The 18,413-nt window shown below is 64.0% G+C and carries 20 protein-coding genes and 1 pseudogene; 12 read left to right on the top strand and 9 right to left on the bottom strand.

Annotated elements, in window-relative coordinates:
* Positions 1–61: 61 nt before the first annotated feature.
* Genes C1A30_RS33025 through C1A30_RS33015 form a run of 3 tightly spaced genes read right to left on the bottom strand, consistent with a single transcriptional unit; the run spans position 62 to position 2,199 of the window.
* Positions 62–706, bottom strand: a complete 645-nt coding sequence (locus tag C1A30_RS33025; RefSeq protein WP_101952401.1) for a response regulator — start codon at positions 704–706, stop codon at positions 62–64.
* A complete protein-coding gene (locus C1A30_RS33020; RefSeq protein WP_142392700.1) occupies positions 703–1,965 on the bottom strand; it encodes an ATP-binding protein in 1,263 nt (420 codons plus the stop codon). Before C1A30_RS33020 ends, C1A30_RS33025 begins: the two co-directional genes overlap by 4 nt.
* 48 nt (positions 1,966–2,013) lie before the next feature.
* Positions 2,014–2,199 carry a hypothetical protein gene (locus tag C1A30_RS33015; RefSeq protein ID WP_101952399.1) on the bottom strand — a complete coding sequence of 62 codons (186 nt, stop codon included), beginning with the start codon at positions 2,197–2,199 and terminating at the stop codon, positions 2,014–2,016.
* 109 nt (positions 2,200–2,308) lie between these two features.
* Between C1A30_RS33015 and C1A30_RS33010 the strand changes: the two genes are divergently transcribed.
* Positions 2,309–3,049: a DUF427 domain-containing protein gene (locus C1A30_RS33010; protein ID WP_101953062.1), complete on the top strand. Its 741-nt coding sequence runs from the start codon at positions 2,309–2,311 to the stop codon at positions 3,047–3,049.
* Here C1A30_RS33010 and C1A30_RS33005 read toward each other — a convergent pair.
* Both C1A30_RS33005 and C1A30_RS33000 read right to left on the bottom strand, forming a co-directional pair.
* Positions 3,046–4,059, bottom strand: coding sequence for an esterase family protein (locus tag C1A30_RS33005; protein WP_369974224.1), 1,014 nt, complete (start codon positions 4,057–4,059; stop codon positions 3,046–3,048). The genes C1A30_RS33010 and C1A30_RS33005 overlap by 4 nt on opposite strands.
* Before the next feature lie 87 nt (positions 4,060–4,146).
* Complete coding sequence (locus tag C1A30_RS33000; protein ID WP_235010314.1) at positions 4,147–6,105, bottom strand: DUF4185 domain-containing protein; 1,959 nt, start codon at positions 6,103–6,105, stop codon at positions 4,147–4,149.
* 276 nt (positions 6,106–6,381) lie between these two features.
* Between C1A30_RS33000 and C1A30_RS32995 the strand changes: the two genes are divergently transcribed.
* Together C1A30_RS32995 and C1A30_RS32990 are read left to right on the top strand one after the other, a co-directional pair.
* A complete protein-coding gene (locus tag C1A30_RS32995; RefSeq protein WP_101952396.1) occupies positions 6,382–6,714 on the top strand; it encodes a hypothetical protein in 333 nt (110 codons plus the stop codon).
* A gap of 123 nt (positions 6,715–6,837) precedes the next feature.
* Positions 6,838–7,359, top strand: coding sequence for an HPP family protein (locus C1A30_RS32990; protein ID WP_235010313.1), 522 nt, complete (start codon positions 6,838–6,840; stop codon positions 7,357–7,359).
* 1 nt (position 7,360) lies between these two features.
* Here the strand turns inward: C1A30_RS32990 and C1A30_RS32985 are convergent, their stop codons facing one another.
* A complete protein-coding gene (locus C1A30_RS32985; protein ID WP_101953061.1) occupies positions 7,361–8,227 on the bottom strand; it encodes an N-acetylmuramoyl-L-alanine amidase in 867 nt (288 codons plus the stop codon).
* Positions 8,228–8,621: 394 nt separating this feature from the next.
* Here C1A30_RS32985 and C1A30_RS32980 point away from each other — a divergent pair, with 394 nt between their 5' ends.
* Positions 8,622–9,998 carry an alpha/beta hydrolase-fold protein gene (locus C1A30_RS32980; RefSeq protein ID WP_101952394.1) on the top strand — a complete coding sequence of 459 codons (1,377 nt, stop codon included), beginning with the start codon at positions 8,622–8,624 and terminating at the stop codon, positions 9,996–9,998.
* Positions 9,999–10,080: 82 nt separating this feature from the next.
* Positions 10,081–10,746 carry a hypothetical protein gene (locus C1A30_RS32975; protein ID WP_235010311.1) on the top strand — a complete coding sequence of 222 codons (666 nt, stop codon included), beginning with the start codon at positions 10,081–10,083 and terminating at the stop codon, positions 10,744–10,746.
* Between the two features lie 70 nt (positions 10,747–10,816).
* Here the strand turns inward: C1A30_RS32975 and C1A30_RS32970 are convergent, their stop codons facing one another.
* Both C1A30_RS32970 and C1A30_RS32965 read right to left on the bottom strand, forming a co-directional pair.
* Positions 10,817–11,242 carry a helix-turn-helix transcriptional regulator gene (locus tag C1A30_RS32970; protein ID WP_101952393.1) on the bottom strand — a complete coding sequence of 142 codons (426 nt, stop codon included), beginning with the start codon at positions 11,240–11,242 and terminating at the stop codon, positions 10,817–10,819.
* A gap of 82 nt (positions 11,243–11,324) precedes the next feature.
* Positions 11,325–11,777: a hypothetical protein gene (locus tag C1A30_RS32965; protein WP_101952392.1), complete on the bottom strand. Its 453-nt coding sequence runs from the start codon at positions 11,775–11,777 to the stop codon at positions 11,325–11,327.
* 428 nt (positions 11,778–12,205) lie between these two features.
* Between C1A30_RS32965 and C1A30_RS32960 the strand changes: the two genes are divergently transcribed.
* From C1A30_RS32960 to C1A30_RS32940, 5 genes and pseudogenes are all read left to right on the top strand, one after another.
* Positions 12,206–12,757: a hypothetical protein gene (locus C1A30_RS32960; protein WP_101952391.1), complete on the top strand. Its 552-nt coding sequence runs from the start codon at positions 12,206–12,208 to the stop codon at positions 12,755–12,757.
* 143 nt (positions 12,758–12,900) lie between these two features.
* Positions 12,901–13,401, top strand: coding sequence for a DUF732 domain-containing protein (locus tag C1A30_RS32955; protein ID WP_101952390.1), 501 nt, complete (start codon positions 12,901–12,903; stop codon positions 13,399–13,401).
* Between the two features lie 69 nt (positions 13,402–13,470).
* Positions 13,471–13,641, top strand: a pseudogene (locus C1A30_RS36300) (5,10-methylene tetrahydromethanopterin reductase); the annotation flags it as partial.
* Positions 13,642–14,336: 695 nt separating this feature from the next.
* On the top strand, positions 14,337–14,873 hold the full coding sequence (locus C1A30_RS32945) for a carboxymuconolactone decarboxylase family protein (RefSeq protein WP_101952389.1): 537 nt from the start codon (positions 14,337–14,339) through the stop codon (positions 14,871–14,873).
* A 454-nt stretch (positions 14,874–15,327) separates the two neighbouring features.
* A complete protein-coding gene (locus tag C1A30_RS32940) occupies positions 15,328–16,149 on the top strand; it encodes an isocitrate lyase/phosphoenolpyruvate mutase family protein (protein WP_101952388.1) in 822 nt (273 codons plus the stop codon).
* Between the two features lie 126 nt (positions 16,150–16,275).
* Here C1A30_RS32940 and C1A30_RS32935 read toward each other — a convergent pair whose 3' ends face one another.
* Positions 16,276–16,887 (bottom strand): peptide deformylase, encoded by a 612-nt coding sequence (locus C1A30_RS32935; RefSeq protein ID WP_101952387.1) that lies wholly within the window; start codon positions 16,885–16,887, stop codon positions 16,276–16,278.
* Between the two features lie 287 nt (positions 16,888–17,174).
* Here C1A30_RS32935 and C1A30_RS32930 point away from each other — a divergent pair, with 287 nt between their 5' ends.
* Together C1A30_RS32930 and C1A30_RS32925 are read left to right on the top strand one after the other, a co-directional pair.
* Complete coding sequence (locus tag C1A30_RS32930) at positions 17,175–17,822, top strand: nitroreductase family protein (protein WP_101952386.1); 648 nt, start codon at positions 17,175–17,177, stop codon at positions 17,820–17,822.
* 62 nt (positions 17,823–17,884) lie between these two features.
* Positions 17,885–18,289, top strand: a complete 405-nt coding sequence (locus C1A30_RS32925) for an MmcQ/YjbR family DNA-binding protein (RefSeq protein ID WP_101952385.1) — start codon at positions 17,885–17,887, stop codon at positions 18,287–18,289.
* Positions 18,290–18,413: the final 124 nt, after the last annotated feature.

The following is an 18,413-nucleotide window of genomic DNA, read 5'->3' as shown; positions in this document are numbered from 1 at the left end:
CGGCAGCGACCGTTCGCATGAGCGGCCGGATGAACCGCGTGTCATCCAAAAGGATGAACGGTCACTCCAGGAGGTGGTTGCGCATCGCCTGGGCCACCGCGGCGCCGCGATCCGAAACGCCGAGCTTCTCGTAGAGCCTGCGGATGTGGGTCTTGATGGTGGTCTGCGCCAGATAGAGCTCCGCCGCCATGTCGGGAACCGACTTTCCATCCGCGATCATCCGCAGGATCTGGCGCTCGCGGTCGCTGAGCAGCGGCGCCTGTCCGTGCGCGTGCTGACGCACCTGCGCGGTCAACCCGGCGATCAGTTCGGGCGGCAGCACGTCCTCCCCGCGCGCGCAGGCGACGACGGCAGCGACGATGTCGTCGCGGTCGGCCTCCTTCGACAGGAAGCCGGCTGCGCCGTCCTGAATCGCGCGGTAGACGACAGAGCCTTCGGTGGTCGCCGAGACCAGCAGCACGCGGGTGGGCAGTCTGTCGCGATTCACCGCATGCGCCACGGCGATTCCGTCCAGTCCGGGCATCTTGTAGTCGAGCAGCGCGACGTCGGGAGTGTGTTCGCGGATGGCGTCGAGTGCGGCGCTGCCGTCACCGACGGCGGCGACCACCTCCGTGCGGCCGTTGTTGTCCAGCGCGCGCACCAGGCCGTCCCGGTAGACCGGGTGATCGTCGCCCACCACCACCCGCACCCGTTCGGTTTTCGTCATCGGACCTCCTGCGCGACCCGCGCCGGCAGCTGCACGCGCACCCAGGTGCCACGCTCGACCGGCTCGAATTCCACTGTTCCACCGAGCGTTTCGACTCGCGCCCGGTGCGAGGCGACACCGATGTGCCCTTCGCTCACCCGTTTCGGAAGCACGGAAGGGTCCATGCCGACGCCGTCGTCCCTCACGTCGAGCGTCACGGCGTCGCCTTCGTCGAGCAGTTCGAGTCGCACCTGTTTGGCTTGCGCGTGACGGGCCACGTTGTTGAGTAACTCGCGCGCCACGCCGTAGAGAGTCGCATCGTCCGGATGACGGCGCGGGTAGTCGATGGTGGCCTCCACCGGCACGCCGGTGCGCTCGGAGAAGTTGTCCGCCAATGCCTGTACCGCCACCGCCAGACCTGCTTCGTCGAGCACCGACGGATGCAGTTCTCGGGTCACCTGCCGCAAGTCGTGCGAGACGTCGACGAGGAGTTCGCTGGCGCGTTCGACGCTCGACGAGTCGCCGTTGGCCCGAATCGCCTCGCGCAGATCCTGTTTGGCGGCAAGCACAGTCTGCAGGGCGCCGTCGTGCAACGCTTCGGCGATCCTGCGCCGCTCCCGCTCCTCGGCCGACATCACATCGGCCAGCAGCACTGACCGGCTCGCCGTCAGCTCGGCGATGCTCGCCAAACGGCGCTGCTGCGTGCGCGACACCGTGTACGAACACACGCACAGCAGGGCCAGCATCGCCAGGATGGTCAGGATCGTCATCGCCGACAGTTCGCGCCGAAACACCGCGTCTGTCAACACGCCGACCGCACCCCCGACGATCGCCGCCACCGACAGCACCGCCGCGCGGTGCCCGGCCTGCGTCGCGATGAAGAACGGCAGGAACGCCAGCAGACCAAGCATCAGATAGCTACCCGTCGACAGGAACGGCAGCACGCAGATGGCGGCGATGTCGACGGGCACCATCGGCTCGAGTGCACGTAATCGACGGGCCCGGTGGGGATGTCGCAGCACCAACCACGCCGCGATGATCGCCAGCACGCTGTAGACGGCGACCACCGCGAACTGAACTGGCCACTCCGCCCGCGAGGTGCCGCTGAAAACGGCCAGCACCATGATGGCCGCCAAGGCGAGTCGCAGAATGCTGCGCTGCCGTTGGGCTCGCTGATCGAACTGCAGGAAGATCGCGCGGACGGCCTCGCTGCCGCTGGGGCCCACCGCGGCCGGTGGCATCAGCAAGCTCGACCAGGTTCGGCTCGGGGACCGCGGCACACCGGCAGTGTAACGCCCAATCCCCGGTTTTATCGCAGGTCAGGCAGGCTATTTACGGCGGCGCAGCGCACCTACGACCAGCGCGATGCCGATCAGTGCGACGATCGGCCCGATGATCGACCATGTCGTGGTATTGCTCATCGGGCTGCCGCCGACGACGCCGAAACCCTGCAACGCCCACAGCGTGCCGAACAGGAAGACGACGACGCCGATCACGGCGGTGGCAATGCGCATACCCCTACTGTAGGTGCGCGGGCGGCGACGATTCGCTGAGTGAATGCTGTGAACTCCGACATCCCACCATGATGGAGGGGTGAGCAACACATCCACCGACTATCCGCAGATGGCCGCGACCCGCGGACGCGTCGAACCGGCACCGCGACGGGTCCGCGGTTTCCTCGACAACCAGCTGGTCTTCGATACGACGTCAGCGCGCTATGTCTGGGAGTTCCCGTACTACCCGCAGTACTACATCCCGCTCGCCGACGTGCGCGGCGAGTTCCTGCGCGACGAAAACCACCCGCAACGGGTGCAACTCGGGGCGTCGCGCACGTTCTCGTTGGTCGGCGACGGCCAGACCCACGAATCCGCGGCCCGCGTGTTCGACGAAGGCGACGGACCGGTCGCTGGACTGGTGCGCTTCGAGTGGGACCGACTGACCTGGTACGAGGAGGACGAGCCGATCTGGGGGCATCCCCGCAATCCGTACGTTCGGGTGGACGCGCTGCGGTCCCACCGTCATGTCACGGTCGCGCTGGACGGCGTGCTGCTCGCCGAGACGGACAGTCCGGTGCTGCTGTTCGAAACAGGTTTGCCGACAAGGTATTACATCGACCGCACCGACGTCGCGTTCGAGCATCTGGAGCCGTCGGACACCCAGACGCTGTGCCCGTACAAGGGCGTGACGTCGGGCTACTGGTCGGTGCGGGTGGCCGACGAGGTTCATCGCGACCTCGCGTGGACCTACCACTACCCGCTGCCCGCGGTCGCGCCGATCACGAACATGGTCGCCTTCTACAACGAAAAGCTCGACATCACCGTCGACGGTGTGCAACTCGCGCGTCCGAAGACGCACTTCGGCTAGCCCGCCGGAGCCACCGCCACTGCCGGCGCCGGAACGGGTGCCGGAGCCACAACCGGGGGCGGAGGGGGCGGTGGCGCGCTGATGATGCGCACCAGATCCGGCTTCATGGCCTGCAGTTGTGAACCCCAGTAGCCCCAGCTGTGGGTGCCGTCCGTCGGGAAGTGGAACACCGCGTTGCGGCCGCCCGCCGCGAGGTACTTCTGCTGGAATTCCTTGTTGGTCGACAACGTGATGTTCTCCAGCACCTGGGCGCTGTATTGGTTGCCGAAGTTCGCGCCATCGTCGAGTTCCGAGGTGACACCGTTGCCGCAATAGATCCACAACGCGGTGTTGTTGGCCACCAGCGTGTTGATGTTGACCATCGGATCGTTGCGGCGCCAAGCGATGTCGGATGTCGGCCCCCACATGTTCGCGGCGCTGTAGCCACCCGCATCCTTCATCGCGAAGCCGATCAGCGTGGGCCACAACCCCATCGACGGGTTCAGATAACCCGACAACGAACTGGCGAAGATGAACTGCGCCGGATGCCAGATCGCCAGCGTCAACGCGGCGCTGCCCGACATCGAAAGCCCCACCACCGCGTTACCCGTCGGCGCCTGCGCCTTGTTGGCCGCGAGCCAGGCAGGCAGTTCCTGGGTCAGGAACGTCTCCCACTTGTACGTCACCGTGCCCGAAGTCCCGGTGGCGGGCTGATACCAGTCCGAATAGAAGCTGGACTGCCCGCCGACGGGCATGATCACCGAGACACCGGACTGGTAGAACCACTCGAACGCCGCGGTGTTGATGTCCCAGCCGTTGGCGTCGTCCTGGGCTCGAAGCCCGTCGAGCAGCAGGACGGAATGCGGTCCGCCGCCCTGGAATTGCACCTTGATGTTGCGGCCCATCGACGGCGACGGCACCTCGAGATCCTCGACGGGCAGCCCCTGGCGTGAATAGGCCGCGGCCGTCGGTGTGCCAACTGCGATCGAGGCGAATACCGGCAGCAGTGCCGCCAGGAGCACGCCGCAGATTCTGCCGAGCCGTAACGTCACGTCGGCAAGCTAGCAGCGCGGTACTACCGTCACGCCACCGACGCGCGTCGCTTGACCGGCTTGTTATCAAACCTTGGTCAGGTCCGTACGCATCAGCCTCACTTGGTAGTCCCCCCACGTCGACAGGTTCCAGTACAGGTATTGGCTTTCCGACTGCGGGAGGTTTTCGGTGCCCGACCACGGATGGATCATCGGCGCGTACAAGCCCGGCACCTTTGTCGACGTCACCAGTGTCGTGGGGGCCGACCATGTCCCTTGTGGCGTGTTGGATGTCCGCATCACGACGTTGTTGTTCTTGTCGGCGTAGAGCATCACGTACTTCTTCAGGTACGGGTTGTACTGCACCGACATTTCACCGGCGCTGGGATATGTCGTCGACTTGAAGAAGCCGAGGAAGCTGGTGGTAGTTCCCGGCAAGATCGGCTTGGCCGCCGAAGGCTTGTTCGCCACCCACGACGACCCGTTCCAGTACTGGTACTTCGTCTGGTCCATGATCTGGTACTGGTTCACCCGCGACACGTACACCGTGCCGTTGCGGCCCGACGGCGTGCCGTACATGTAGACCCAGCCCTCGGCGGCTTCCTGCGAGCCCGCGGGCGGTTTGACGAACGCGTTTTGCTGGAAGTTCTGGTTACCGGAGACGTACGGCACCGTCGAGCGACCGGATGCGGCCGTGCGGATCGACGACGACGGCACCAGTTCGGACCGCCAATTCTGGCCGTTGTCATCGGAATACGCGATCCCCGAGTAGTTCGTCGTCCAGCTTCCCGGGGTGTCCCAGGACCGCACGGACATGAAGCTGATGTACTGCCGCGTCGCGCCGTTGGCACCCGCACCGGGAACCGAGATCGCCGCGGTCGGAATGATCGTCACCTCCGGTCCGATGGCATACCGGGGATGCCCGATGATCTCCCGTGAGAAATTCGGATCAGACATCGGTGAGCCGCTGTACATCCCCGGGTCATGCTGGATGCCGTCAGGGATGTACATGCCGTTGGACAGCGTGGTATCCGTGCTGCGGAACAGCGTGTTCATCCGCCAGATGCCGGAGCGCACCGGGAAGCTGTTGCTGAACGTGTCACCGAATGCGATCAACACCTGGTGCTCGTTGACCGCGGTGGTCGGATTGTCCGTGATTCCGTTGTCCCACATGATGCCCAGGTCGGTGCCGCCGATGCCGAACCTCCGCTGTGTATCGTTCAAATTGCCTGCGCCGGTGACGAACTCGATGAACTGGGTGTTGCCACTGACTGCCACGGGTGTCCGCGTGGTCGCGGGTTCCGATGCCACCGCCGCGGTCGGGACGAGCGCCAGCGCGGCCACCGGCGTTCCGGTGCTCGTCGTCCGCGCGGCCGTGAGCGTCTGTTCCGTTTCGCGGCGCGCGCCCAGTGCGAGCAGCGCCAGCCCCAGTGGCGACCAACTCGGACCGCCAGGGATGTTGGACGCCAGCGAGCCGAGACCGACCGCGGACAACACCTGAGAGACGACGTTGGACACCGTGCGCTGCACGAAAGACGGCCGCGGGGCGGTCGCGACCTTGGGCCGGACTTCGTGAAGCGCGACCACCGCGACGTCGGTGAACGTGACGGGCTCGGGAGCCGCCACGGTTCGCTGCACGACAGGCGGCTCATCGCTGGTGTCGCCGGACGTGGCAGTGGTGGCGACCGCCGATCTGGGCGGCGCCTCGCTGACCGTCGACTTCTTCGTGAGGCCGGCTGACGGCTTCTTCGCGATGCGTATTTGGACGTTCTTGGGTTTGTGCGGTTTGCGCGTCGGTGGCGCAACATTCGCGTCGTCGGCGTCGTCCGCCTCGGACCCCGCCGCCTTGGTTTCAGGTTCGGCGGCGGGCGTCGGCTCCACCTCCACCTTCGCTTCGGCGCCGTCGGTGTCGACCTTGGTGCCCGATTCCGTAGTCGACGTCTTGGCAGGCGCCGAGCTGTCGGCGGACGTCGATGTCTCCGACGCCGACGAACCCTTCTCAGCCGGGCTGGCCGAAGCAACGCCATTACCAGTAGCTATGGCCATGCCCACCCCCAGGGCCACGGCCAGCCCGCCAACGCGGCCTACATACGCGGATGCACCCATTTCTCCCCTAATTACCTCTGATGCATCCCCGACCCAGCGCCACTCTCGCATCCGTGGGGAACGAATGTGCGAAAACCGCAGAAATTTAACGCAGAAGATGTTTTGCGATCCGCATCTTCAGCAAATGATCTTGGCGATTGCCAAGGATCTGCCAAGGAGCCGGTTCCACACTGGGCAGCACGAGGCCAGACCGGCCGCGACCAAGGAGCCCGAAGAGTGACCCACACAGTTCTGTACAGCTACGTGATCGGCTGGGCCGTCACGTCGATCGGCCTGACGCTGACCGCGCAGGGCCGCGCCGGTCGGGTCGGCATGGTCGTGGCGGCGGGCGCGGTGTGGCCGCTGCTGGCGTTGGGGGCCGCGCAGTTCGCGGCCGTCGCGCTGATCGCCGAAGTCGCCCGGGTTTGCAAGCGGAACCGGAAATCCCTCGACGACGAGTTCGAAGAGTTGCTCGCCGAGTGGGCTATCGGCGCCGCGCACGCACAAGATCACCGGTTTGTCGCCACGACGAGCGGCGATAACTCCCGTGGATCAACGGCCGGACGGTAGCGGCAAACGCTGTCGATATCCGTTGCGCCACTTGATAACTAGCGTGAATCGCGGGAATGTTGCGGACAGGTAAACCGGCACCCTAACTTTCTCGGGGATGGCTTGACCATTCGGGAGGTTTCCGTGACGCAGGCCGAGGCGCCAGCCCCGACCAGTTCGCCCTGGTATGTGAGTTCAGCACCGCCCAGGCAGAAATTCGTCGTCATCGTTGTCGAGACGGTCGTGAGTCTGGTGGCGCTCGGCATCGTGGCGGCTCTGACCGCGTTGACCCGCGAGCCGTGGCTGATTCCACCCTTGGCGGCCAGCATGGCGTTGGTCATCGGTGGTGCGCACTTCCCGCTCTCCCAGCCGCGCAATGTCATCGGCGGTCACATGGCGTCCGCGATCGTCGGCGTGCTCGTCGGTGCGGTCGGCGTCAACGCGCTGTGGGGTGGAGCGCTTGCCGGTGCACTGGCGCTGGGTGTCATGAAGCTGATCCGGATGCCGCACTCCCCCGCTGCGGCGACCGCGATGATCGGCGTCGCACCCGCCATACCGCGTTGGGAATTCGTGCTCCTCATCGGTACGGCCGCAACCATTCTGGTCGCCGTGGGTGTCATCGGTAACAAGATCAACCGGGCGAAGTACCCGCACTACTGGTGGTGAGTCAGGCCGCCTGCACGGGCGGCACCAGCCGCAGCTTCATGGCGGCCGCGGTGAGCGGACCGACGACGCCGTCGACTTTCAAGCCACGGGTGCGGCGCTGGAACTCCCTGACCGCAGCCTCGGTCTGCGGACCGTAGATACCGTCGACGACGAGGTGTCCGGCGTACGCCGCGTAGTCCTGTCTGAGTTGACGCTGCAACTGCGCGACTTGCGGACCCTCGGAACCACGGAACAGCAGGACGTGGGCGTACACACCGACCGGCACCGGGGGTCGGGGTGTGGGCGCCGGTTTGTCGATCGCACCGATCTGTTCTTGAATATCGGCGCGCAGCACGTCCATGTCGATCGCGCCGGGATCCCACTTGCCCTGTGAACGGCCGGCGTACTCCTTGTGCCCGATGGTCCGACTGGAGTTCTGCGCCAGCCGACGATTGATGGCGGCGCAGCAACGGACCAAGGCGTCGTACTGTGCGTCCGGCCAATTGGTGCGGTGCGGCGCGGTCGGGCTGGTTCCGCTGTTGGCGCACTCGATGCCGATCATGTGCCAGTTGCCCATGTTGGTCGGCAGCCACGGATACATGCCGACGCCGGCGTGCCATGCGACACCGACCGCGACGACGGTCACCGTGCCGTCACGCGCGAGATGCAGTTGCGACAACGGGCCGGGCAGGTCCGGCCTGCCGTTGGCGATGGACGCCGCGCTCGCGGTGTCTGATCCGGTGTGATGCACCATGACACCGCGGATGTCCTTGAAGTCGCCGTGGCCACGATCGCGCCACCCGGGATACTCGACGAGCCGGACATTTTCGGCGCGCAGCACGTCGGCGAGCCACACCGGGTCGCCGGTCCACGGTCCTGTCTGAGCCAACCAATTTCCCTTCGTCGACGACACACCGGTCTCAACGGCGAGCGTATCGGACTGGCACCGCGCGCAGGAGTACCCGAGAAAGATGCTGTGCCTCAATCATTTCGACAGCACGGCGATGATTAGCTGTCGCAGGCGAGGCAAACGCCGCCAAGACAGCCGCAGTCGTGGCAGCCGCCCTTGTTCCCGAAAGTTGCTGTGTCAGCGAAACATTGCCGAAGGTCGCTCCAGATACGCGAATTCAAGATCAAGACAACGGCGTAACCGCCGAATCGCCGACGGTGTCGTAGTTTCCGGATAGGATTTCGATCAGTTCGAATGCCACGGATTGCTTCACAGCGAATCGCGACAGCACCACCTCGAGTGCCGAGCCAGTTGCCACAGGGAGAGCGAATCAATGGTCAGAACACATACGGTTGTCGCGGGGGAAACGTTGTCGTCCTTGGCATTGCGCTATTACGGCGACGCGAATCTGTACCGGCTGATCGCCACCGCCAGCGGCATCCCGAATCCGAATTTGATCAACGTGGGGCAACGACTCGTGATGCCCGACTTCATCAGGTACTCGGTGGCCGCAGGGGACACGCTGCCGGAGTTGGCGTCGAGGTTCTATGGTGACGCCGAACTGGACAAGCTGATCGCGGACGCCACCGGCATCGCCGAGTCGGGCCCGCTGAACGCCGGCCAGCAACTCATCATCCCGGACATCACCAGGTATACCGTTGCCCCCGGCGACACGTTGTCCGCCTTGGCGTTGCGGTTCTACGGGGACACCGCGTTCTATCCGGTGATCGCCGCTGTCAACGGGATCGCCGACCCCGCCGTCATCAACGTCGGGCACAAGCTGGTGATCTTCGTCGGCCGCAGCGACGGGTTCGGGCTACGCATCGTCGACCGCAACGAGAACGATCCCCGGCTGTGGTACTACCGGTTCCAGACGGCGGCGATCGGCTGGAACCCCGGCGTCAACGTTCTGCTGCCGGACGACTACCGCACCAGCGGACGCACCTACCCGGTCCTCTACATGTTCCACGGCGGCGCGGCCGACTTCCGCCAGTTCGACTTCCTCGGAATCCGCGAGCTGACAGCCGGTAAGCCGATCATCGTCGTGATGCCCGACGGTGGGCAGGCGGGTTGGTACTCCAATCCGGTCACCTCGTTCGTCGGCCCGCGGAACTGGGAGACGTTCCACATCGCCCAGCTGCTGCCGTGGATCGAGGCAAACTTCCGGACGTACGCCGAGTACGACGGCCGCGCGGTGGGCGGGTTCTCGATGGGCGGCTTCGGCGCGCTGAAGTACGCGGCCAAGTATTACGGCCACTTCGCGTCGGTCAGCGCGCACTCCGGCCCGGCGAGCCTGCGGCGCGACTTCGGCCTGGTGGTGCACTGGGCCAACATCACCTCGGCGGTCTTGGACCTGGCGGGCGGCACGGTCTACGGTGCGCCACTGTGGGACCAGGCGCGGGTCAGCGCCGACAACCCGATCGAGCGCATCGAGAGCTATCGGAACAAGCGGATCTTCCTGGTCGCAGGCACCAGTCCGGATCCGCTCAACTGGTTCGACAGCGTCAACGAGACGCAGGTGCTCGCCGGTCAGCGGGAGTTCCGCGACCGGCTGAGGGCGGCCGGCATTCCACATGAGCCGCACGAGGTGCCCGGCGGCCACATCTTCCGGCCGGACATGTTCCGCCTCGATCTCGACGGCATCATCGCCCGCCTGCGACCTGCGGCCGCGGGCGTGGCGCCAGGCCCCCCTGCGGCGATACAACCCTGAGTAGCCACCCGAATCAGGTTGAGCCACTGGACATTTGACAGAACCGGTGAGAGCCGTGGCGCCCGTCGACTACGTTCGCCTTGTGGAACCACCCCACACCTATCTGCGGGAAACCTCGTCGTCGGTAGTGCACCACCAGGACTATCTGAACCGCCGCGATGACCAGGCGCTCTGCGGGGCCGCGGTCGGGAATCCGCTGGATCCGGCAGCCGGGCCGCCGGCCTCGGTCTGCGCTGCCTGTGAGTCGAAGTTGGTCGAGTACCACCTCAAATGGTGGCGCGAGCGAGCCGAGGCGGCCACGGCGGAACTCGAAGAACTGCGCATCAAATATCGCGCGTTGGCAGGACCCGAAGACAGCCCGCCCGCCGATGTGCCGGTCCAGGTGCACGACGACGCCGACGAGACACCGCTGACGCCTTTCCTTGCGCAGGCTCACAAGGAACTGCTGGATCTGTGTCGGCAGTTCGACGGCGCCGTCCCGTACTGGCGGGTGAAGAACTGTATGGACGCCTTCAGCGACAAGTTGGGGTCCGACGAGCGGGTGCTGCTGGCGCAGGAGATCGGCGCGGACGGCTCGTTGATCCGGTGGTGCACGGCGCAGATCGAGAGCCTCGGTTGGCAGGTGACGAACAACCCCGTCAGCGGTGAGGCCGAGGACATGATGGAGGCCTGGACGCATGACCTCTACCAAACGCCGAAGAAGACCAAATGGCGGCTGGGCCGGTCTCGGTCGCACGGTGGTGCGTGAGAAACGCCACCAAGTTCATGTGCAATGGCCCAGTCGGCCAGCATGATTCGTGGTCCGCGGCCCGGAGCCGCTAACCCTCCTGAGGCCAATCTCCATGCGAGTCGAGGCCGTCGTCGTCGTCCCACATCTCGCGGCGTCTATCGCGGGGGCGGATGATGCGGCGGCGCAACTCCAACAGCAACTCTTCGGTAGAGGCTCGCGATAGCGCGTCGACGACGAACGAGTCGTATCGACGCTCAGAACTGTCGCGGTGAAGTTTGACAACCATTTCTTTGGGCTCACCGCCAGCCAGGATGGTGTCGATACTCCCCGGCGCCCAACCCAACTTGTTCTCCAGCATCGCGTAGGTGCCTGGGCTGGCCCTGCGTACCCCGTTTTCGATGTCGGCGAGGGTACGCACGGTGAGCTGAAGGCTGTTGGCCAAGTCGGTGCGGGTGCGATAGCCCAGCGCGACGCGCCGACTCACGATCTGGTGGCCCAGGCGTTCCAGGTCCATTGATGGATCATGACCCGCCAGGGGCGGAAATGTCGAGTCGCCGCGCGCATTTTTTTCCGTCTGACGCGGACAAGATCGGAAGTTACTTCCAGGAGACTCCAGCCAGATCCGCTCTGACCTGGGTGATCGTCTCCCAGAACAGCTCCTCCACCCTCTCCTTCGACTGACCCACCACCTCGACCTTCGGCACCCCCGCCAGTTCGCGCCGCACCACTGTGGCATCGGGCAGTGCGTCACCGGTCCACCATTCCTGGCGGATCTCAAAGTCGTCGAAACGCTCTCCCTCACGGGTGCGGCGCAGTTCGCCGCGCCGCTTACTCACCGGCACCCGCGCCCACCACTGCGCCCGCCAGTAAGGGCCGTCGTAGGCCGCCGGCGGCGCACCGGACGCCCATTCCTCGACTTGAACAGGCTCAATGGGGGCCATTCCGTTGTATGCCTCGGTAAATCCGTATGCCTCGTCGCGGTCGAGGTAGACCCGTTCGACGCGATAGGTGTCGCCACTGCCCGCCGTCACCACATACACCGTGGCCATCGCGGTCCTCCTCGCGCTGATGAGTGTCTTCAGTCTCTCACCATCGGCTTGCCACGCGTCGTAGAAATCGGCGCGGACGTCAGGATCTCGACAGCTGCTAGCTCGGACGACCCCTGGCCGTCGCTTGCCATCAGAACAAATGTTCCGGATTTTTTCTCCGTTTTATTGACATTGTTGCTGTTTCTTTCCTATTCTTGCTAGCACCTGACCCGCCGGCTCGTGGCGGCACGAGGCCCGTCGAGACGTTTGCGGGGTTGGCTCGGCGGGCCGCGGGTCAGGTTCAAGCGTCGCGGCCCTCAATGCAATGCCCCACAAGCGGATACGAACGACTGAAGCTGTCGTGAGCCAGAAAGCGCCGGGATGTCGAGGCCGGGTGGTCCGGTCGCGAGGCCCCGACGAACGGGGTCGCCAACAGAAAGAGAAGAAGTATGAGTATTCGGAAGTTCACCGCTGGTGCCGTGTTCGCCGGTGCCGTCGCAGCCGCAATGGTCGGTGCCGGCACGGCTTCGGCAGCCCCTGGCATCTCCCTCGATCCCGGCACCGACGGCGCCGGGACAATCGGGTTCGGAGATCAAACAGAGGATGGCGCTTACGCACGGGCCACCCAGGACAACGCGGCCTTGGCAATCAGCTTCCTGAGTCCGTCCGCGGCAATCTCCACGGGCAAGGGCACGGGAAACACTGCCATCGCCTTCAACGGCAAGTCCACTGTCGGACAGGATCCGCAGACCACCGACAGCGGCGCCCTTTCGATTTTCGCCGAGACCGAGGTGGACGGTACGAGCAACAACGTCCTCACCCTCGCCGGCAAGACCACTACCGCCAAACACAGCAGCGGCAACACCGTGGTCAACCTCGCAGGCGTCGTCGAGGCAGGCAAGCAGAAGAAGGACGAGGCCGGTGTGCTGAGCCTCAACGTCTGCGGTACACAGGTCGCAGGCCAGGCCGACCACATCACTGTCAGCCAGAACGCTTGCTAAACAACAGAATTCACGGGATGGGTGCCCTTCTCGAGCGGCACCCACTCGTCAACGGGGCGAGACGTCGATGACTCGCCTGCGAGTAACTCGTCACACCTACCCAAGAGAAGCATCATGAGTTCGACGAACGCGGACCGGTCCCGATGAAAAGGGAAGCCGTCAAGAAGCTGGCTGCACGCCTGGTGTTGGCCGTTGCGCCGTTGGCAGGGCTGCTCGTTTTGCCTGCCGCCCACGCCGACGATCGGGGCGGCGCAGGGTACTCCAACGTCCCCGAGGTAGAGACCCATCCGGTGAACAACACTTCCGACGCTCGCTTCTACTGGCTGCTGACGCGGCCCGATCAGGAGCGCGCGCTGGTGGTATGGAACTTCCCACTCGTGCGATCCCAGGCGATAACAACGTGTCAGCGGCGCGACACCGGCCAATCGCCAATGCAAGCGCTATATGCGCTGGATCAGCGCTACGGCGGGCCGTACTCCTTCGACGATGCGAACAGCATCACGTCCGCCGCCGAGACCATCTACTGCCCATGGCACAACGCTCCGATGCCCGCTGGAAACTGGGCGAACACGTCGGCTCCCATGTATCCGATGCCTGTCTACCCACCGCTGGCGTGGTCTCCGACAGCCGCGCCGTGCATGTGACGAAGAATCCGGTCCGCCCCGAGACCGCCGGCAAGCGATAACGCTGCAAGGCGTCACGCTGGCACCGCGATGGACGGCGCCCCGCCGTTCGTCTGGCACGGTTCCCTCCGAACACCCGAGGCGGCCGAATTGGCGGCGTTCTACGGCGATGGTTTCTTCGCCAACCACATCTTCTGGCCTCCGTTTCGCACCAACCGGATGGTGCAGTTGTATCGGCAGCCGTTCGAGCACTATGGACATTTGTGCCCACACCCACAGACCGTGCGTCTCCCGATCAGGCGCCGTCGTCGTCGCCGCGGTCAACTGCTCGCACGCTGCCGTGCAAACATCGGCGGTCGCGCCACCAGCAACGACGATTCCGATGTTCGGCTTATCCCCGATATTCCTCTCGCACACTAGGATTCGAGCAACCCCGTGCCGATTCGCCGAAATGCCAACTCGAAGCGTTGGTCGTCGGACGGGGGCGAGATTTAGTGGACTATATGGTCCGTACGGGTTTAGACTTGGAGTCCAGACGCCCCGATAGCCACATCGTGTGGCGTTGATCATCAGGTGCAGCGCGGCCACTCGATGGGTCCGCAGATGGGCGTCAGGGGCATCACCATCGACCGTAATTGCGACGACATGCTGCAGGTTATTCACGCCAAGCCTCAGTTGGTGAGGGTCGGCGCCTCAGCGAAAGTCAGGCTCAGAACGAAGGATTCACGTGTGCACGCGAACTGCCCGCTACCCCGGCGCAGTGGCATTCGTCGCGCTATACAGGAACGGCTTCCAGTGTCGGCGAAGTTGGTCATCGTGGAATCCGCTACTCGCCGAGGAATCCGAACTTGCCCACCTACTGCAGAAGCGCGGGAATGAAGAGCTCCCGAGCATGCAGGCGAATCGATTTGTCCGTCAAGCCCATTAGACGTCGATCCCTACGAGAGGAACCCGCAATGACCTACTTCACCCCCATCGAGCCCGGTGCGGCGCACGGCCAAGCCGCCGACCTCTTGAAGCAGGTAAAGAAGACGTTGGGTTCCATCCCGGACATGACGAAAGTGATGGCAAACAGCCCCGCTCTACTCAAGAGTTACCTCGCCTTATTCACCGCAGTAGCCGGTGGGACCATTCCAGCGGGCACTCGTGCGCGTCTGGCCATCGCCTCCGCTGAATTCAACGGATGCGAGTACTGCCTGTCGTCGCACACCTACGTTGGTGCAACCACAAACAAGGTTGATGCGGCCGAACTGGCGAAGGCTCGCAGGTGCGAATCTGACGATCCACACGTAGCCGCTCTGCTGAAATTGTCGAACACCATCGCTGCCAACTTCGGCGACGTCGACGAATCCGACATCAGCGCCGCGCGTCAGGCCGGCGTAACCGAGGAAGAGATCGGAGAACTCGTGGCCAACCTGGCGCTCAACACACTGACCAACTACTTCAACATCATGGCTCGCGTCGACAACGAATGGCCGGTAGTCCCACTGTGACCCGTCGACCTGCCCCACAATCGATCGCAAAGACAGTCGGCCGCGCAGGAGTCACCCGGGTGAACATGTGCTGGGGGTGATGACTATTCACCCTGCTCGCGAGAAGCTCTGGTGAAGAGCAAGAACAACTTCCAGCCAGTCCAGCCCGGCGGTACAACAACCGCCCGACCGCCGAAGACCACGGCGATTGGTTCGAGGTCGAGCGATATCAAGTATCTGAAAGACGTGGAACGATGACGGCATCTACGGCAGCCCCACAGACCGGCCCGGTCGTCATGGCCCGCGCCAGTTCCAGCCGGATCTACGCGGCACTCTCCATATTCAGCGCGGCGATGTGTAGCGAACTGCTGCGTACGTGTGGCCGCCCACATCCGCGGCGTGGGTCATCTTCGTCTCTCGCACTTCCCATCCCACTGGATAGAACTTCGCGGATCATTGAAAGGACAGCTCCGCCATGAACGACGCAGCAGCCCGGGCACGTTACGAAGAGTTCACCGAACTCCACCGTGGTCCCGCAACATTCATCATGCCCAACGCATGGGATGGACCGTCGGCTCTGCTCTTCAAGGAAACCGGATTCAAATCCATCGCCACCTCATCCGCGGTTCTCGCCGCGACGCTTGGCCGGATCGACGGCATCCACGCCGTCAGCCGTGACGAGCATCTCGATCACGCCGCCTTACTCACCTCCGTGAGTGGACTTCCGATCAACGGCGACTTCGAGGACGGCTACGGCGAGACGCCCCAAGACGTCCGTGCCACTGTCGAGGCATCAATCGCTTACGGTCTGGCTGGCATCGGAGTCGAGGACACCACCGGTGACCCCACCAAGCCGATTCGTGAATTCGATGATGCGGTTCGCCGCATCGAGGCTGCCGCCGCAGCTGCGCGCGGACGGATCGTCTTGACCGGCCGTACGGACAACTTCTTGTGGGGCATTTCCGACCTCGACGACACCATCCGCCGCCTTGCCGCATTCGCGGAGGCAGGAGCTGACGTCCTTTACGCACCGAATCTGCCTGATCGCGCCTCGATTAGCGCAGTCATCAACGCTGTCGCCCCCAAGCCGGTCAATGTCCTAGTCAGCCCGCACGATGCCGCTACACTCGCAGAACTGCAGACGATCGGTGTGCGTCGAATCAGCCTTGGCGTCGACCCTTATACCTACGCTCTCGGAGCCACCCGAGAGGCGGCCACGAGGCTAGTCGAGGGAGACCTCAAGGCGCTCGGATCAAACCTGGACTTCGGCCACATCGTCGAGCTGATCAATGGCTGACAAAGGCTCGTCATGGTGGACCGCTCGGTCGACTCCTAAACCTGCGGTAAAGCGATCATGACGCCCGCGCACAGCCGGATGGGGTCAACGCAACTGTCTTGGTGGCGATTGCCTCTGTTCGGAAATCTACTTTCGCGTGTTGCCGCTATCAGCGAATGGATTCGGATCGACACCGGGCGTCCAGGAAAGCCCCGGGACCCCCCAGCCATGTGCGGTAACAGCGTCGGAGGCGCGGACGGCGTAGGGCGGTGCCAGGCGATCGATGTATAGCTCACCGTCGAGGTGCCCGACTTCGTGTTGCAGCATTCGTGCGATCAGTCCAGTGCCCTCCACCGTGACTGGCTCACCGTCCGCATCCAATCCGGTGACCCGTGCCCAGTTCGCGCGGGCGATCGGAAATTTCTCCCCCGGCACTGATAGGCAGCCCTCCTCGTCGCTGACCGGATCGGGTGGACCCGCAGGCCAATCGGCAGTCTCCAGCACCGGGTTGACAACGCAACCCCGGATGCGTGCGGATTCCACACGCGCTCGCGGGCAGTCGTAGACGAAGATGCGAAGGTCGGCTCCGATCTGGTTGGCCGACAGGCCAACTCCCTTCGATGCCGCGAGCGTGTCGTACAGATCTCCGATGAGATGCGCAAGATCGAGCGGTAACGACCCGTCGGCGCTGACGGATACCAGACGGGTGGGAGTATGCAGAGCGGGATCTCCGACAATGCGGATCGGTATGACACCCATAAGGGCCGAGGATACGCCAACAGTTACGAATCATCCTGTGTGCCTTGGATATCGGCGATTGCAAGGCCCGGTTGCGCATCTGAACAGGTGGCAGTTCAGACGCCAGAGACGCCGCGAATGAACGCATTTAAAGGACTTTTTAGTCCATTGCGTGATACTCTCGCTGGGCCGCCAGCGGCATGCCGCCCTGTTATGTCGGCGATCACGCTCGCACCCGTCGATGAACTGACGATCTCGACCCGCCGATAACCCAAACCCGTTTCACGAAGAAAGAAAGTAGGAAGCCCATGGACCTCGCAAAGCTGATGGACAAGCACCTCACGCGGTATTTCGACCCGACGAGAACCATCCCGGAAGAGACGTTGCAGCAGCTGTTGTGTTTTCTGCGGTCGGCTCCGACGTCGGTCAACGTGCAGCCCAACCATTTCTACGTTCTCGCAACGCCGGAGGCCAAGGAGAAGCTCGCGAACAACTTGGGCGAACGCTTCAGCGACAACGGGGAGAAAGTCCAGAACGCGTCGCACGACATCATCGTTACTACGCTGACCGACCTGCCCGACGAGCACATGGATGCAGTTTTTGCCAAAGAACGGGCCGACGGCCGCTTCCCGGATCTGTCGAAGCAGGAGCTGTGGGAGTTCATGACCCGAGACTTCCTCAACATTCGATCCTCGAAGTTCAAGGATTTGGACCACTGGATGGAGAAGCAGACCTACATGGCTGTCGGAATGACGATGATGGCCGCCGCCGCCCTCGGTGTCGAGGCGACACCTTTCGAGGGCTTCGACCGGGACAGCGTTGATGAGGCGTTCGGAATTGTCGGGACTGGTTACACGACAACGCTTCTCATGGGGTTGGGCTACCCGCATCAGGAGAAGGCCTATACGACTCGGATCTCAAGATTGAACCCCGACCGTCTGTTCACCTTCCTTTAGACCCGGAGCCGTGTCGGCTCGGCGTCGTGAGCCACCGCGGCGCGACCACCAGGAGCATCACAATGGAACATGACACGCGGCTGCAGGCGCGATCGGCTACCCATGCTGACGAGCTCCCCGGCGCGGAGCGGACTCATCAGGCCTCCGGCGACTGGGACCTGTGGAAGGTTGGCGGCAAGGTGTTCATGCTGCATACCGCGATGCCCGGAGAACCAGTCGTCATCCTGAAGGCTGATCCCGCCGATGCGAAGTTCCTGCGCGAAGCTCATGAGCAGATCACCGCGGGGTACCACATGAACAAGGAGCACTGGATCACGCTTCATCCCGGTGGCGGCATCGAACCACGACTCGTCGACAATCTGGTGACCGAGTCGTACCTGCTTGTCGTCGAAGGGCTTCCAAAGAAGAAGCGCCCGGTAGATCCCGACGAATTCCGACACTCGCGGCCGCGACGGCCGTACTCGTGACCTTGAAGTGCCCGTGGTCTGTACCGGCCGCGGGGCAAAGGTCGGGCGCCGCTGGCAATGGAATTCACCGATATGGTGGCCGGCTACACGATCGGCTACCGGCCGCTGCCGATGCAAATTGATG

Source organism: Mycobacterium sp. 3519A, from assembly GCF_900240945.1.
Classification (GTDB): domain Bacteria; phylum Actinomycetota; class Actinomycetes; order Mycobacteriales; family Mycobacteriaceae; genus Mycobacterium.
Note: the sequence above shows the minus strand (reverse complement) of the source record. Positions and strands in the feature narration are given on the sequence as shown.

Coding starts and splice junctions, on each gene's coding strand:
- C1A30_RS33025 (WP_101952401.1), bottom strand. CDS start 706: ATGACGAAAACCGAACGGGTGCGGGTGGTGGTGGGCGACGATCACCCG.
- C1A30_RS33015 (WP_101952399.1), bottom strand. CDS start 2,199: ATGCGCATTGCCACCGCCGTGATCGGCGTCGTCGTCTTCCTGTTCGGC.
- C1A30_RS33010 (WP_101953062.1), top strand. CDS start 2,309: ATGGCCGCGACCCGCGGACGCGTCGAACCGGCACCGCGACGGGTCCGC.
- C1A30_RS33000 (WP_235010314.1), bottom strand. CDS start 6,105: ATGGCCATAGCTACTGGTAATGGCGTTGCTTCGGCCAGCCCGGCTGAG.
- C1A30_RS32980 (WP_101952394.1), top strand. CDS start 8,622: ATGGTCAGAACACATACGGTTGTCGCGGGGGAAACGTTGTCGTCCTTG.
- C1A30_RS32970 (WP_101952393.1), bottom strand. CDS start 11,242: ATGGACCTGGAACGCCTGGGCCACCAGATCGTGAGTCGGCGCGTCGCG.
- C1A30_RS32965 (WP_101952392.1), bottom strand. CDS start 11,777: ATGGCCACGGTGTATGTGGTGACGGCGGGCAGTGGCGACACCTATCGC.
- C1A30_RS32960 (WP_101952391.1), top strand. CDS start 12,206: ATGAGTATTCGGAAGTTCACCGCTGGTGCCGTGTTCGCCGGTGCCGTC.
- C1A30_RS32955 (WP_101952390.1), top strand. CDS start 12,901: ATGAAAAGGGAAGCCGTCAAGAAGCTGGCTGCACGCCTGGTGTTGGCC.
- C1A30_RS32945 (WP_101952389.1), top strand. CDS start 14,337: ATGACCTACTTCACCCCCATCGAGCCCGGTGCGGCGCACGGCCAAGCC.
- C1A30_RS32940 (WP_101952388.1), top strand. CDS start 15,328: ATGAACGACGCAGCAGCCCGGGCACGTTACGAAGAGTTCACCGAACTC.
- C1A30_RS32935 (WP_101952387.1), bottom strand. CDS start 16,887: ATGGGTGTCATACCGATCCGCATTGTCGGAGATCCCGCTCTGCATACT.
- C1A30_RS32930 (WP_101952386.1), top strand. CDS start 17,175: ATGGACCTCGCAAAGCTGATGGACAAGCACCTCACGCGGTATTTCGAC.
- C1A30_RS32925 (WP_101952385.1), top strand. CDS start 17,885: ATGGAACATGACACGCGGCTGCAGGCGCGATCGGCTACCCATGCTGAC.